Raw genomic sequence first — 16,353 nt, 5'->3', positions numbered from 1 at the left:
CCTGCTTCGCAGTCCAGCGGGAGCAAGCTCCCTCGCCACAGAAACAGAGCAACGCCGCCCCTGAACCGGGGGACTACAACTCTAAAAACGCCAAAAAAGCGAGAGTCATGAACATGGACGTACAGATCAAGCCGATGTCGGTCGGCGCGCTATTGCTCCTGATTTCATCAGTACCAGGCCCAGCCCAGGCGCTGTATCTGGAAACCGGCAAACCCGGCGACCCCGCCAGTTGGCGCTCGACGGAGTTCCAGCGCGATTGGGGCCTGGCGCGCATGCAGGCTGATCAAGCCTATGCCGCCGGCATCACTGGCAAGGGCGTGAAAATCGGCGCGCTGGATTCCGGTTTCGATTCCAGCCATCCCGAATTTGCCGCAGACCGTTATCACGCGGTGACGGCCAGCGGCAGCTATGTCGACGGCTCGGCGTTCAACGTCGACGGCACGCTCAACACCAACAACGACTCCCACGGCACCCACGTCACCGGCACCATGGGCGCTTCCCGGGATGGCACTGGCATGCACGGCGTGGCGTACAACGCGCAAATCTACGTCGGCAACACCAACAAGAACGACAGTTTTCTATTCGGCCCCAACCCCGACCCGCGCTACTTCACTGCGGTCTACAACGCCTTGGCGGATGCCGGTGTCCGTGCGATCAACAACAGCTGGGGCAGCCAGCCTCCGGACGTCAGCTACCGAACCCTCGACGACCTGCATGCCGCCTACGCCCAGCACTGGAACAAAGGCACCTGGCTCGATGCCGCCGCCGACGTTTCGCGCCGTGGTGTGATCAACGTGTTCAGCGCCGGCAACAGCGGCTACCCGAACGCCAGCGTGCGTTCGGCCTTGCCGTATTTTCAGCCGGACCTGGAAGGCCACTGGCTCGCAGTGTCGGGGCTGGATCAAAGCAACCAGCAGAAATACAACCAGTGCGGGATCGCCAAGTATTGGTGCATCACCACCCCGGGCGCGAAGATCGACAGCACCATTCCCGGCGGCGGTTACGCGATCAAGTCCGGCACCTCCATGGCCGCGCCGCATGCCACCGGGGCACTGGCGCTGGTGATGGAACGCTATCCATACATGAATAATCAGCAGGCGCTGGAGGTGCTGCTGACCACTGCGACCCAGCTCGACGGCTCGATCACTGACGCACCGAGTACGCGCATCGGTTGGGGCGTGGCCAACCTTGAGCGGGCAATGCGCGGGCCGGGGCAATTGCTCGGGACGTTCGACGCCAATCTGGGGGCAGGGCAGAGCGATGTCTGGAGCAACGGCATTACCGACAAGGCGCTGATTCAGCGTCAGGCAGAAGACGCCGCCGAACGCAGCGCCTGGCAACAGATGTTGAAGGACAAGGGCTGGGAGAACGGTGTCCCGGCCGGCGCCAGTCAGCAGGATCAGACCGATTATGCGGTGGGCACAGCTCGTGATTCCGCCGCCGCCAACCGAGTCTACGAAGGCAGCCTGATCAAGTCCGGGGCCGGACGGTTGATGCTCACTGGCGACAACACTTATCGCGGCGCGGCCACGGTCAACGGCGGGTTGCTGGCGGTGAACGGCTCGCTGACGTCGGCGGTGACCGTCAATGACAGCGGCACCCTCGGCGGTAACGGACGAATCGCCGCCTTGAATGCCAATGCCGGCGGCACCGTGGCGCCCGGTAACTCCATCGGTACGCTGCAAGTCAGCGGCGATGTGACGTTCGCGCCGGGTTCGACTTATGCCGTCGAACTGTCACCCACCAGCAGCGACCAGATTATTGCCGGCGGTACGGCGACCATCAGCGGCGCCACCGTGAGCCTGTCCCTGGAAAACAGCCCGACCTTGCTCAGCACCCAACAAGTGCAAAGCCTGCTGGGCAATCAGTACAACATCTTGCAAGCGGCGGGCGGGATTCAAGGCCAGTTCGGCGCGGTGCTGCCCAACTACCTGTTCATCGGCGGCAGCCTCGATTACGCCGCCACCGGCATTCAGCTGAGCATTGAGCGTAACGCCACAACCTTTGCCAGCGTCGGGCAAACGCCGAATCAGCGTTCCGTCGCCGCCGCAGTGGAAGGGCTTGGCGCGGGTAACGCAGTCTACGAAAGCCTGCTGCTGTCACCGACCGCCAGTTCAGCGCAACAGGCCTTCCAGCAGTTGTCGGGGGAAATTTACCCGGCGCTGGGCGCGGTGTTGATCAATGACAGCCGTTATCTGCGCGATGCGGTCGGTGAGCGTCTCAATGAAGCCAACGGCTCCCGAAACAACGGCTGGATCAAAGCGTTGGGCGCCTGGGGCAAGACCGATGACAGTCACGACACCGCCGGCTACACCACGTCGATTGGCGGTTTGCTGGCCGGTGTCGATGGCGCTGTCGATGACCAAACTCGTGTGGGCCTGGTCGCCGGTTATAGCGACAGCTCGGTCAGCATGGGCTCCGGAACTCACTCATCAGCACAGATCGACAGTTATCACCTGGGCGCCTATGCCGGCCACGAAATGGGCGCGTGGCGTTTGAGTGCCGGCGGCGCCTACAGCTGGCATCGGGCCGACGTCAAACGTGACCTGCAATACGGTGACGTCAGCGCCAAACAGAAAGCCAAAGTCGATGCCGGGACCACCCAAGTATTCGGCGAGGCAGCGTATCGCCTGAACCTGCAAGCACTGGCCTTGGAACCGTTCGCCAATCTGGCGTACGTGCACCTCGACACCGAGGGCTTCACCGAAAAAGGTAGCGCCGCCGCGCTCAAAAGCAGTAGCGATCGGCGTGACGCGGTACTCAGCACCCTGGGCGTACGCGCACTGAAAACGGTGACGTTGTCCGGTCAACAACAGCTGGACCTGAGCGGCAGCCTCGGCTGGCAGCACAACCTGAGCAACACCGATTCCGAGGAACACCTGGCGTTTGCCAGCGGTGGCACTCCGTTCGTGGTGGAAAGCTCGCCGCTGGTTCGCGATGCGGCGCTGGTGGGCGCCCATGCGAGCCTGGCCTTGAGCCGGGATGTTCGGTTGAACCTCGATTACACCGGCCAACTGGCCAGCCGCGAGAAGAGCCACGGCGTCGGGCTGAGTCTCAATTGGCAGTTTTAAGTCTGTGAACACTGATTGTGGCGAGGGGGGCCTGGCGCAATCCCTGTGGGAGTGGGCTTGCCCGCGAAGAGGGAGTGTCAGTCGACATTAATGTTGCCTGATACACCGCTATCGCGGGCAAGCCCGCTCCCACAGGTTCCGCACCTTGACTGACAGGATTGGGCAGGCCCCTGGCCACAAGGATTTTGGCAACACAACTAAGGACGGTAGCTCGATGGATAACAAGTACAACAAACTTGCCTTGCTCTGCGCACTGGCCACCCTGGGCACCGCACACGCGGCGCCCTACGTGGAAAACGGCAGGACAGGCGATCCCGATAGCTGGCGCAGCACGGAGTTCAACGCCGACTGGGGGCTAGGGGCGATCAACGCTCAGGAGGCCTACGCGGCCGGTTACACCGGCAAAGGGGTGAAACTGGGGATCTTCGATCAACCGGTTTACGCCTTGCACCCGGAGTTTTCCGGGGCCAACAAGGTGATCACGCTGGTCACCAGTGGCATTCGCGAATACACCGACCCCTACATTCCGGTCAAAGCCGGGGACGCCTTTCTCTATGACGGTTCGCCCTCGGTAGGCTCCAACGGCAAACTCGGTGCCCACGGCACCCACGTTGGCGGGATCGCCGCCGGCAGTCGTGATGGCGGCCCGATGCACGGTGTCGCTTTTGGCGCGCAAATCATCAGCGCTGACAACGGCGACCCAGGCCCGGAAGACGGCATCATTCGTGGCAACGACGGAGCGGTGTACAAGGCCGGTTGGGACGCCCTGATCGCCAGCGGCGCACGGATCATCAACAACAGCTGGGGCATCGGCATCACCGACCGCTTCGACCTCGGTGGTCGTGACCCGGCGTACCCGCACTTCACCGTGCAGGACGCACAGGTGCAGTTCAACGAGATCCAGACGTTGCTCGGGACCAAACCCGGCGGTGCCTACGACGGCGCCATCGCGGCGGCCCGCAGCGGCATCGTGACGATTTTCGCCGCCGGCAACGACTACAACCTCAACAACCCGGACGCCATCGCCGGTCTCGGTTACTTCGTTCCGGAGATCGCGCCGAACTGGATGACCGTCGCTGCGTTGCAGAAGAACCCGGACATCAACAGTCCCGAGCTTTACAACATCAGTACCTTCTCGTCGCGCTGCGGCTATACCGCGAGTTTCTGCGTGTCGGCACCCGGCAGCCGGATCTACAGCTCGATCATCAGCGGCACCAATGCCGCTGACCTGACCACCGGCTACGCCAACTACAACGGCACCTCCATGGCGGCGCCGCACGTCGCCGGCTCGGTGGCGGTGTTGATGGAACGCTTCCCGTACATGACCGGCGCGCAAGTCGCCAGCGTGCTGCGTACCACCGCCACCGACCTTGGCGCACCCGGCGTCGATTCGCTGTATGGCTGGGGCATGATCAACCTGCGCAAAGGCATCGATGGCCCGGCCATGTTCGTGACCGAGCAGGACATTCCCGAGGAATTCCGCATCGAAGGCGCCTACGGCTCCAGTCAATTTGTCGCGGACTTGCCGGGTATCGGCGCGATCATCGATGCCGGCAAACCCACCGAGCGTGTGTGCAATGACGTGCACTGTGGGCTCGACGTCTGGCGCAACGACATTTCCGGCCATGGCGGCCTGACCAAGCAGGGCATCGGCACGCTGGTGCTGACCGGCGCCAATACGTACGCCGGCCCGACCCTGGTCAATCAGGGCCGATTGGCAATCAACGGTTCGCTGCTGTCGGCCGTCACCGTCAATGACAGCGGGATCCTCGGCGGTAACGGCAGCATCGCGGCGCTGACCGCGAAAAGCGGCGGTACCGTGGCGCCTGGCAACTCCATCGGCACCTTACAGGTGGCGGGTGACGTGGCTTTCGAGCCTGGCTCGACCTACGCCGTAGAGCTGTCGCCCACCAGCAGCGACCAGATCATCGCCAGCGGCAAGGCGATCATCGAAGGCGCAACCGTCAGCCTGTCTCTGGAAAACAGCCCGACATTGCTGACCACCAGCGAAGCGAAATCCCTGCTGGACAATCAGTACAACATCCTGCAAGCGGCTGGTGGAATCGAAGGGCGCTTCGGTGCGGTGGTGCCGGATTACCTGTTCCTCGGCGGCACTCTCGACTACTCGGCTAGCGGCATTCAATTGGCAGTGGTGCGTAACGCGACGTCCTTCACCAGCGCTGGCCAAACCCCGAACCAACGCGCCGTGGCCGCTGCCGCCGAGCAACTGGGCGCAGGCAATCCGCTCTACGAAACCCTGCTGCTGTCGCCGACCGCCGCTGTCGCGCAACAAGCGTTCCAGCAACTCTCCGGCGAGATTCATCCGGCAATCGGCACGCTGCTGATCAATGACAGCCGTTACCTGCGCGATGCGGTTGGCGAGCGTCTGCGCGAGCACGATCTGTTCGACGCCGCGGCACCCACCGATGACCGCAGCAACGCCTGGCTCAAAGTACTCGGCGCCTGGGGCAAGAGCGATGGCGGGCATGACAACGCCAGTTCCAACAGCTCCATTGGCGGGTTGCTGGCCGGTGTCGATGGCTTGATCACTGAAGATACGCGACTGGGTTTCGTCACCGGTTACAGCGACAGTTCGTTGAGCATGGGCGATGGCACGCATTCGTCGGCCTCGGTCGACAGCTACCACTTGGGTGCGTACCTGGGCCATGAAATCGACGCGCTACGCCTGAGCGTTGGCGGCGCTTACAGCTGGCATCGCATTGACGTCAAACGTGACCTGCAATTTAACGGCGTCAGCGGCAAGCAGAAATCCAAACGCGATGCGACCTCCGCGCAACTGTTCACCGAGGCGGCGTATCGCCTTGACCTGCAACCGATCGCTCTGGAGCCATTCGTTAACTTGGCTTACGTGCACTTGAACACTGAAAGCTTCAGCGAAAAAGGTGACACCGCCGCGCTCAAGGGCGGTGAAAACAACCGCGACGTGGTGCTCTCGACCCTTGGCCTGCGGGCGAGCAAAGCCATTGCGCTGTCCGACCAGCAACAGCTGGAACTGTCCGGCACGCTCGGCTGGCAGCACAACCTGAGCAACACCCGTTCCGAAGACCACTTGGCCTTCGTCAACGGCAACACCGCGTTCAGCGTGCAAAGCGTGTCCATGGACCGCGATGCCGCGGTGGTCGGTGCCCGTGCCGGGTTGGCGCTGGGCCGCGATACCCGCTTGAGCCTGGATTACAACGGGCTGCTCGGCTCCCGGGAAAAAGACCACGGTATGGGCCTGACCCTGGACTGGCAGTTCTGATTTGACGCTAAGGAAGCAACAACATGGGACTGTTTGATTACAAAAATGCTGACGGCAAGGCGTTGTACAGCGACGCCATCGCGCTGACGCTCTACGCGTACACGCCCACCGGCCAGCCACTGCCGGCGACCGCTTGGGCGCCGATTGGCGCTGCAGCGTTGGGCTACCAAGGCAACGTCGGCGCTCAAGGCACCTTCTATGGCGAAAAGGACGGCTTCACCAGCGCCGAAGCCGAAATCCTCGGTAAATACGATGGGGCAGGGAAGCTGATCGGCATCGGTATCGCCTTCCGTGGCACCGGTGGCCTGGGGTACAGCGACACCTTCGGCGACATGAAAAACAACCTGCTGGCCGCGGTCGGTCCAGTGGATTACGCGACGAACTACGCAAAAAACGCCTTCGATATCTTGCTGAAAAGCGTCGCCGCGTTCGCCATCGCTCACGGCCTGAGTGCCAAGGACGTATTGGTCAGCGGGCATAGCCTCGGTGGCTTGGGGGTCAACAGTCTGGCAGAGCTGAGCGGCAATAACTGGGGCGGTTTCTTCAAGGACGCCAACTACATCGCCTTCGCCTCGCCGACCCAAAGCGCCACCGGCAACAACGTGCTGAACATCGGCTACGAAAACGACCCGGTGTTTCGCGTGCTCGACGGCACCACCTTCAGCAGTGGCTCGCTGGGCAAGCACGACGGTCATCAGGAGTCGGCGACCAACAACATCGTCAACTTCAATGACCAGTACGCGTCCACCGCGCAGAACCTGGTGCCGTTCAGCATCCTCAACCCGCTGAACTGGTCGGCTCATGGCTCGTTGGGCTATGCCGACGGCTTGAACCGGGTGATCGACTCGCGCTTCTACGACCTTACCGACAAGGACTCGACGCTGATCGTGTCCAACCTGTCGGAGTCGTCCCGAGGCTCGATCTGGGTTGAAGACCTGGGCCGCAGCGGCGAGCCGCACACCGGCAGCACGTTCATCATCGGCACCGACAGCCATGACTGGCTCAAGGGTGGCGCGGGCAATGATTTCATCGAAGGCCGTGACGGTAACGACCGGTTCCGCGATGACGGTGGCTACAACCTGCTGCTGGGCGGCAAGGGCAGCAACACCTTCGAGCTGCAGAAGCCGTTGCAGAACTTCAGCGTTGCCAATGACGGCGACGGCACGCTGTATGTGCGTGACGCCTACGGCGGCATCAGCATGACCCGCGACATCGGCGCGCTGGTGAGCAAGGAATCGGGTTCGTGGTGGGGCAGCAAGGAGGTGACCTACAACGTCACCGCCAATGGCTTGCTCAATGGCACGGAACTGACCCACTACAACCACTCGCTCAATGGCGACGCCTACGGCAACACGCTGGTGGCCAGCGTCGACGGTGACTGGCTGTTCGGCAACGCCGGCGACGATCTGCTGCGCAGCGACAAAAGCCACGTGACCTTCGTCGGCGGCGCGGGCAATGACGTGATGCACGCCTCGGGCGGCGGCAACACCTTTCTGTTCAGCGGCGCCTTCGGTTTCGACGCGATCAATGGCTACCAGGGCAGCGACAAACTGGTGTTCGTGGGCGTCCAGGGCGCGGGGCAGGGCTATGACTACGCTCAGCACGCGACCCAGGCCGGCAACGACACTGTGCTCAAGATTGGCGATTACGCCGTAACACTGGTGGGCGTGGGTCTGGATAATCTCTCGGCTTCGGGAATTACGTTTGCGTAAAGGCTGCATGCACTGGAGGCTCCGGGGCGCCTTGTGATTGAGGCGTCCTGGCTGTGAGCTATCTCTGACAATTCCAACAAAGAGAGAGGCAATACCAATGGGTGTGTATGACTACAAAAACTTCGGCACAGCAGACTCCAAGGCGTTGTTCAGCGACGCCATGGCGATCACGCTGTATTCCTATCACAACCTCGACAACGGTTTCGCCACTGGTTACCAGCAAAACGGCTTCGGTCTGGGCTTGCCGGCAACCCTGGTGACCGCACTGATTGGCGGCACCGATTCCCAGGGCGTCATCCCCGGAATTCCCTGGAACCCCGACTCGGAAAAAGCCGCGCTCGACGCCGTGCAAAAAGCCGGTTGGACGCCAATCACCGCCGCGCAACTGGGCTATGACGGCAAGACCGACGCTCGCGGAACCTTCTTCGGCGAGAAGGCCGGTTACACCAGCGCGCAGGTGGAGATCCTCGGCAAGTACGACGCCCAGGGTCATCTCACCGAAATCGGCATCGCTTTTCGTGGCACCAGCGGTCCGCGAGAGATCCAGATCGGCGACTCCATCGGCGATGTGATCAACGATCTGCTGGCGGCGTTGGGTCCCAAGGATTACGCGAAAAATTACGCGGGCGAAGCCTTCGGCAATTTGCTCGGCAAAGTGGCGGCGTTTGCCCAGGCCAATGGGCTGTCGGGCAACGATGTATTGGTCAGCGGCCACAGCCTCGGCGGGTTGGCGGTCAACAGCTTGGCGGACTTGAGCAGCGAAAAGTGGTCCGGATTCTACCAGGATTCCAACTACATCGCCTACGCCTCGCCGACCCAGAGCAGCAGCGACAAAGTGCTGAACATCGGTTATGAAAACGACCCGGTGTTCCGGGCCCTTGATGGCTCCACGTTTAACCTGTCCTCGGTGGGCGTGCACGATGCCGCCAAGGATTCGACGACCGATAACATCGTCAGCTTCAACGACCACTACGCCTCGACGGCGTGGAACGTGCTGCCGTATTCCATCCTCAACATTCCCACCTGGATTTCGCACTTGCCCACCGGTTACGGCGACGGCATGACCCGGGTGCTGGAGTCGCAGTTCTACGAACTGACCAGCAAAGACTCGACCATCATCGTCGCCAACCTCTCGGACCCGGCGCGTGCCAACACTTGGGTCCAGGACTTGAACCGCAACGCCGAAACCCACAAAGGCAGCACCTTCATCATCGGCAGCGACGCCAATGACTTGATCCAGGGCGGCAAGGGCAGTGACTACCTGGAAGGCCGCGACGGCAACGACACCTTCCGCGATGGCGGCGGCTACAACATCCTGTTGGGCGGCAAGGGCAGCAACGTGCTGGACCTGCAGCAGTCGGTGAAGAACTTCACCTTTGCCAATGACGGTGCCGGCAACCTGTACGTGCGCGACGCCAATGGCGGCATCAGCATCACCCGCGACATCGGCAGCATCGTTACCAAGGAGCCAGGTTTTCTCTGGGGTGTGTTCAAGGATGACGTGACCCACAGCGTCACCACCAATGGCCTTGCGGCCGGCAGCAACCTGACCCAGTACGCCTCAAGCGTGAAGGGCACGAGCGGCGCCGATACTCTCAACGCGCACGCAACGGGCGACTGGTTGTTTGGCCTTGATGGCAACGATCATTTGATTGGCAGCATTGGTAACGACGTGTTTGTCGGCGGGGCGGGGAATGACCTGATGGAGTCGGGTGGCGGGGTCGATACGTTCCTGTTCAGCTGCGCGTTTGGTCAGGACCGGGTGGTGGGTTATCAAGCCAACGACAAACTGGTGTTCCTCGGGGTCCAGGGCGTTGCACCGAACGACGATTATCGGGCCCATGCCACGGCGGTGGGGCAGGATACGCTGCTTACGTTTGGCAGTGATTCGGTGACCTTGGTGGGGGTCGGGCTGGACAGTTTGTCCAGTGGGGGGATTGTGATCGCCTGAGGGTAATGGGCGCCTGCTAGGGCCCTATCGCGGGCAAGCCCGCTCCCACAGTGGTTGGTGATGTTCACAAAATCTGTGTCCGCATCAAATCCCTGTGGGAGCGGGCTTGCTCGCGAAGAACGATAACGCGGTAAACCTGCCTGCCTCCGTGACTCACCATTCACTCCTGGACTCCAATACCTGCATCAACAGGAACTGGCACTAAAGCATCAGCCCTTTCATGCGTTACACTATAACGCTATAGCTGCATGCCGCCATTGAGTACAGGAGATTCTGCAACGTGAGTAACAGCAAGAGGTACACCTTCGGTTTGGCGCTGGCCTTTATATCGGCAACCGCCGCCGCCGACCTGCCTCAGAGCTCGATTCTGACCCGTTACGGGGTCACCTCCGATCAACTGCCGAAACCGGCAGTGACCGAACCCGCCAACCCCATCGAAGAAAAAAGCCGCTTCCAGATCCAGCCGGAACAGCCCTGGGTGACCGTGCGCCTGGGCGACGGCAAACAACCGGAGAAGACCGGCAACATCAGCATCGATCGTTCGATGCAGCAGGAACTGGAGCGTTGTCAGCGGATGCAGGAGCCACTGCTTCGGCGCGGAGGGCAATACATTTCCTGCGACAGCAGCATTCCGGGATTCACTGAGCCGCCAGCAATAGTCCACTGACCACGACATGAGTGACTGATATGACCCTATCCACCAGCGTGGCAGGGCAGGCGGGAAGTATTTCCCCTGCGCTGGCCACCAGCGTTGCAAAAACCAACACCCGGATGCTGGCCATCGATGCCCTGCGCGGCTTCGTCATGCTGTTGATGCTTATCGACCATGTGCGGGAAACCTTTTTGCTACACCGCCAGGTGACCGACCCGATCGACGCCTTGAGCGTGACCCCGGACCTGTTCTTCACCCGCCTGCTGAGCACCCTCTGCGCCCCGGTGTTCATCTTCCTCACCGGTTTGTCGGCTTGGCTCTACAGCCAGAAACACACGGCCAATGAAACCTCGGTGTTCCTGCTCAAGCGCGGGTTGTTCCTGGTGTTTCTGGAACTCACGTTCGTGTGCTTTGCCTGGAACGCCGAGTTCCCGCCCAAGACGTTGTGGCTGCAAGTGATCTGGTGCATCGGTATCTGCATGATCGTGCTCGCCGGGTTGCTGCACTTCAAGCGCGGTTGGCTGATCGTGCTCGGGGTGGCGATTGTCGCCGGGCACAACCTGCTCGATGGCGTGACCGTGGGGCCGGAATCGCCGTTCTTCGTACCGTGGTCGATCCTGCATCAGCGGGTATTCATCGACATCACCGAATTCACCAGGGCCCGCACCACGTATCCGGTGTTGCCGTGGATCGGCGTGATCCTGCTGGGTTGGGCCATCGGGCCGTGGTTCGGCAAGGACATGGAGCCGGCCCAGCGGATTTCCCGGTTACTGAAAGTCGGCGTCGGCCTGCTGGTGGCGTTCGTGTTCATCCGTTACCTGAACGTCTACGGCGAGAAGCCTTGGGTGCAGACCGGTGATTCGCTGCGCACCTTCATGAGCTTCATGAGTGCAAAGAAATACCCGCCATCGCTGATGTTCCTGATGCCGACCCTCGGTCTGGGGCTGATCCTTCTGGCGTTGTTCGAGAAGGCTCAGGATCGCTGGTCTACCGCGACCCTGGCGATTTACGGCGGTGCGCCGATGTTCTTCTACTTGCTGCACCTGTACGTGCTCAAGGCCATGTACCTGGTCGCTGTCGCCATCTGGGGCGTTAATCAAGGCACCTATTACGGCTTCGATAATCTGCCCATGGTCTGGCTGTGGAGCGTGATTCTCGGGGTGTTGCTGTTATTCCCGACACGCTGGTTCGCCAACCTCAAACAGCGCCGTCGTGACATTGCGATTCTCAAATATCTCTGATTGGCTGCCCGCGTTGACAACAACGCGGGCAACTAGAGGATCAGTCTTCCTTGCGAACCGTGGCCACTTCATCGGCCCGGACTTTCACTTTCGCCCCGGAAATATCTTCAAATTCGTAGAAGCCATCCTCGGTCTTGGTGTTTGGCATGTCCTTGGTCAAATACTGGGTGCCGTTCTGCAAGGTCACGACCGTTGGCGTCGAGCAACCGGCCAGGGCCAGAAAGGCCGCTGCGGCCAGGGGCAAACCCAGAATCTTGATATTCATACACACCTCTCATCACTGAATAAAAACAGCGCGAACGCCTCGCTTGAGGTAATCGTCACTGTGCCTTCTAACGCGGTTGGTGCGATGGAATGGCAGAAAGTTCGATGGCCACCCGAAAATTGCCGAATAGCCTCGCCACTGATCCTTTTCCGTTTGCACCGGGTGGGGCATAGCTGGTATCTGTACGCATAACCAGTACTCGTTTGCCATGGCCCTTTTGCCCGTGATTGTAAATCCTCTCGACGATCCGTTCTATTACTTGAACAACTTCATGCAAGTGCTTGATTGGCTTGAACATCGTTATGCCGATGTATTGAGCATCGAGGAACACGATTTCATCCGCGATTTCAATCGAATGCCCCGCGAGTCCCAGGCCTTGCTGGTCAGACTGGTGATGCGTAAAGGTTTGCATTTCAGAGCTGGCAAACTGAGTTACGTCGAGATCGGCGACATCGACAGCGCTGCGGCGCCGCTGCTGGCATCGGGCTGGATCGACGAGCAATCGCCATTGCACATCGAGGACTTGTTCGAGGTATTGCTCAAGGCCGAGATTCTCCAGTGCTTTGGCAACGCTATTGAACAGCCAAAAGGCAAAAAGACCGATTGGCTGCCGGTTCTGAGCGAGCAGTTTCCCGAGTCGCAAAGTTTTGCCCGGTGGTGCCCGGCATTGAATGACCGGTTGTTCAGCCTGACCGTCATGGGCCTGTGCGACCGGCTGCGGCTGATGTTTTTTGGCAATCTTTACCAGGACTGGTCGGAATTCGTGCTGGCCGACCTGGGCATCTTTACCTATGAAAAAGTCGAGTTCTGCGCCGAGTCCCGAGGGTTGCGCAGTCGCGAGGACGTCGATGCCTGCCTGTTCCTGCATAACTGTCAGCAGCGTTTCGAGGCCGGTGACGACGTGGCGACGATTGTCGGGCAGATCAACGGGCTGCAGCTCGACAACCCCTGGCTGCAAAGACGTCGGGGCAAACTGCTGTTCCAGATCGGTCAGCATTGCGAGCGCGTCGCGGATTTTTCCACCGCCCTGAGCCTCTACCGCGAATGCGCTTACCCCGGCGCGCGTCTGCGGCTGATTCGCGTGCTGGAGCGCTGTGCTGAATACCAACTGGCGATGGACCTGGCCGCCCACGCCGAGCAAGCCCCTGAAAGCGCCGCCGAGCATCAGCATCTATCGCGTGTGCTGCCCAGACTGCGGCGCAAATTGGGCGGGCCGCCGATCAAGCGGCCAGCCCCTCGGCCCATGCAGCGCCTGGACCTGCAACTGCCCAGGCCCGATCCGGCGTTATCGGTGGAGTCTTACGTTCAGGCGCACCTGGCGGACGAGTCGGCGCCGGTGCATTACGTCGAGAACAGCTTGATCAACTCGCTGTTCGGGTTGCTGTGCTGGCCGGCGATCTTCGCCCCGTTGCCGGGGGCGTTTTTTCACCCGTTCCAGCGCGGGCCGGTGGACCTGCACAACGAAGACTTTCATGCGCGGCGCGCGGACCTGTTCCAGGCCTGCCTCGCCGAGCTCGATGACGGGCGTTATGTGCAAACTGTCCGCGAGCGTTACAGCGCCAAGTGGGGCGTGCAGTCACCGTTCGTATTCTGGGGCGTGCTGAGCGAAGAACTGCTGGAGCAGGCGCTCGACTGTCTGCCCGCCGAACACCTGAAACACTGGTTCAATCGACTGCTGCTCGACATCAAGGCCAATCGCGCTGGCATGCCGGACCTGATCCAGTTCTGGCCGCAAGACAAAACCTACCGGATGATCGAAGTCAAAGGCCCCGGCGATCGGCTGCAAGACAATCAATTGCGCTGGCTGGAATTCTGTCACGAGCACCAGATGCCGATCGCCGTTTGCTACGTGCAATGGGCGGAGCAGGGCGCGTGAGCTACAGCATTGCGGTGCGGGCGCTGTGTGAATTCACCGCCAAGGTCGGCGACCTCGACCTGCGCTTCACCCCGTCGCCGACTGCGCTGGAAGGCATCGTCGGGCATCGCACCGTGGCGTCACGGCGCAGCGAGGGTTACCAGAATGAGGTCGCGCTTGAGGGCCAGTATCGAACCTTGACGGTGAAGGGCCGGGCGGATGGCTACGATCCGGCGCAAAACTGCCTCGAAGAAGTCAAAACCTACCGTGGCGACCTGAGCAAGCAACCGGCCAACCTCCGGCAGCTGCATTGGGCGCAGGCGAAGATCTACGGTGGGTTGATGTGCCAGAAACTGCAGTTGGAGCAGATTAATCTGGCGCTGGTGTATTTCGATATCGTCAGCGAAAAGGAAACCTGCCTGGTCGAGGCTTTCAGCGCCGCCGACTTGCAGCTGTTCTTCGAACACCACTGCGGATTGTTCCTGCACTGGGCCGAGCAGGAAATGGCCCATCGCGAAGGGCGCAATCTGGCGGCGCAACAGTTGGCATTTCCCCATGCCGATTTTCGCTCCGGGCAACGGCATCTGGCTGAGTCAGTGTTCAAGGCTGTCAGCACCGGTCGCTGCCTGATGGCCCAGGCACCGACCGGTATCGGCAAGACGGTCGGCACGTTGTTCCCGATGCTCAAGGCCCTGGCGCCGCAGCAACTGGACAAGGTGTTTTTCCTTACGGCGAAAACCCCGGGGCGCAAATTGGCGCTGGACGCCGCCCGTGTCATCCTCGACAGCGCCGACGCGCCACCCTTGCGAGTCCTCGAGATGATCGCCCGGGACAAGGCTTGCGAGCACCCGGACAAGGCCTGCCATGGCGAGTCCTGCCCGTTGGCCCAGGGTTTTTATGATCGTCTGCCGGCCGCGCGTCAGGCTGCCAGTCAATTGAGCCTGCTGAACCAGAGCGCCTTGCGCGAGGTTGCCCTGCAGCATGACGTTTGCCCCTACTACCTGAGCCAGGAAATGGCCCGCTGGGCGGACGTGGTGGTCGCCGACTACAACTACTATTTCGACTTCAGCGCATTGCTGTTCGGGCTGGCCCAAGCCAATAACTGGAAAGTCGCGGTGCTGGTGGATGAAGCCCATAACCTGGTGGAACGTGGCCGGCAGATGTACAGCGCCAGCCTCGACCAGGCGACGTTGAACAGCGTGCGAAAAACCGCGCCTGAGGCACTGAAGCGGTCCTTGCAACGGGTTAATCGCGAATGGAATGCCCTGCATGATCAGCAACTCAGCCCCTATCAGGCCTACGACAAAGCCCCGGAAAAACTGCTTCAGGTGCTGTCCTTATGCTGCGCGAGCATCGGCGACTACTTGAATGATCATCCCCAGGGCCTGGACAGCGGATTACAAAACTTTTACTTCGACATGCTGCAATTCGGCCGCGTGGCTGAACTGTTCGATGAACATTTCCTGTTCGACATCAGCAAGCGCGACCTCGAGCGCAAGCGCAACCTGTCGCAACTGTGCCTGCGCAATGTTGTGCCCGCCGCTTTCATTCGCCCGCGCCTGACAGCTGCGCGTAGCTCTGTGCTGTTTTCCGCCACCCTGAGCCCTCGGCATTACTACGCCGATTTGCTGGGAACACCGGCGAGTACGGTATGGATCGATGTGGAATCGCCATTTCAAGCCGATCAGCTGCAAGTGCATATCGTCAGCCAGATTTCGACCCGCTATGTCCATCGTCAGGCATCCCTTGAGCCCATCGTCGAGCTGATTGCCAAACAGTTCACCCAACGCCCTGGCAACTACCTGGCGTTTTTCAGCAGCTTCGATTATTTGCAGCAAGTGGCCCAGTTGCTGGCCGAACGGCATCCGCACATCACGCTGTGGTCGCAGTCCCGGGGAATGGGAGAAGGGTCGCGTCAGGCGTTTCTCGATCAATTCACCGTTCACAGTCAGGGCGTAGGGTTTGCGGTGCTGGGTGGAGCATTCGGCGAAGGCATCGATTTACCTGGCGCGCGGTTGATTGGTGCCTTTATTGCCACCCTGGGGCTGGCGCAACTGAATCCGGTCAACGAACAGATGAAACAGCGCATGGCGGTGATTTTCGGTGCCGGTTATGACTACACCTACCTGTTTCCGGGCGTGCAGAAAGTCGTGCAAGCAGCGGGGCGGGTGATCCGCACTCAGCAGGATAAAGGGGTGGTGATGCTGATCGATGACCGGTTTGGCGAGAGCAAGGTCAAGCAATTGTTACCGCGCTGGTGGTCAGTTGAGTCGACGCAATTTCCTTCTGTGCTGTAGGAATATTTACTTTATAAAACAGTGACATATCTTGAAAGACACGCTCA

General features: G+C 60.8%; 9 protein-coding genes. 8 read left to right on the top strand and 1 reads right to left on the bottom strand.

Annotated features, from left to right (window positions below; genetic code table 11):
- The first annotated feature begins 113 nt into the window (after window positions 1-113).
- The 6 genes from PSH65_RS16430 to PSH65_RS16405 all read left to right on the top strand — a co-directional run bounded on the left by PSH65_RS16430 (window position 114) and on the right by PSH65_RS16405 (window position 11,889).
- Window positions 114-3,071: an autotransporter serine protease gene (locus PSH65_RS16430; RefSeq protein ID WP_305427001.1), complete on the top strand. Its 2,958-nt coding sequence runs from the start codon at window positions 114-116 to the stop codon at window positions 3,069-3,071.
- 214 nt (window positions 3,072-3,285) lie between these two features.
- Window positions 3,286-6,333 (top strand): autotransporter serine protease, encoded by a 3,048-nt coding sequence (locus PSH65_RS16425; RefSeq protein ID WP_305421274.1) that lies wholly within the window; start codon window positions 3,286-3,288, stop codon window positions 6,331-6,333.
- 23 nt (window positions 6,334-6,356) lie between these two features.
- Entirely contained in the window at window positions 6,357-8,045 is a 1,689-nt protein-coding gene (locus tag PSH65_RS16420) for a polyurethanase (RefSeq protein WP_305421272.1), read from the top strand.
- A 97-nt stretch (window positions 8,046-8,142) separates the two neighbouring features.
- Complete coding sequence (locus PSH65_RS16415) at window positions 8,143-9,996, top strand: polyurethanase (RefSeq protein ID WP_305421270.1); 1,854 nt, start codon at window positions 8,143-8,145, stop codon at window positions 9,994-9,996.
- 280 nt (window positions 9,997-10,276) lie between these two features.
- The gene (locus PSH65_RS16410; RefSeq protein WP_305421268.1) at window positions 10,277-10,663 is read left to right on the top strand and encodes a hypothetical protein; all 387 of its coding nucleotides are present in this window, start codon (window positions 10,277-10,279) and stop codon (window positions 10,661-10,663) included.
- A 20-nt stretch (window positions 10,664-10,683) separates the two neighbouring features.
- Window positions 10,684-11,889: a DUF1624 domain-containing protein gene (locus PSH65_RS16405; protein WP_305421266.1), complete on the top strand. Its 1,206-nt coding sequence runs from the start codon at window positions 10,684-10,686 to the stop codon at window positions 11,887-11,889.
- A gap of 40 nt (window positions 11,890-11,929) precedes the next feature.
- Here the strand turns inward: PSH65_RS16405 and PSH65_RS16400 are convergent, their stop codons facing one another.
- The gene (locus PSH65_RS16400; RefSeq protein WP_305421265.1) at window positions 11,930-12,154 is read right to left on the bottom strand and encodes a YgdI/YgdR family lipoprotein; all 225 of its coding nucleotides are present in this window, start codon (window positions 12,152-12,154) and stop codon (window positions 11,930-11,932) included.
- Between the two features lie 208 nt (window positions 12,155-12,362).
- Between PSH65_RS16400 and PSH65_RS16395 the strand changes: the two genes are divergently transcribed.
- Window positions 12,363-14,030, top strand: a complete 1,668-nt coding sequence (locus tag PSH65_RS16395) for a VRR-NUC domain-containing protein (RefSeq protein WP_305421264.1) — start codon at window positions 12,363-12,365, stop codon at window positions 14,028-14,030.
- Complete coding sequence (locus PSH65_RS16390) at window positions 14,027-16,306, top strand: ATP-dependent DNA helicase (RefSeq protein WP_305421262.1); 2,280 nt, start codon at window positions 14,027-14,029, stop codon at window positions 16,304-16,306. The genes PSH65_RS16395 and PSH65_RS16390 overlap by 4 nt, the downstream gene beginning before the upstream one ends.
- The last annotated feature ends 47 nt before the right edge of the window (window positions 16,307-16,353 follow it).

This window comes from Pseudomonas sp. FP603, from assembly GCF_030687415.1.
Taxonomy (GTDB): Bacteria; Pseudomonadota; Gammaproteobacteria; order Pseudomonadales; family Pseudomonadaceae; genus Aquipseudomonas; species Aquipseudomonas wuhanensis.
Note: the sequence above shows the minus strand (reverse complement) of the source record. Positions and strands in the feature narration are given on the sequence as shown.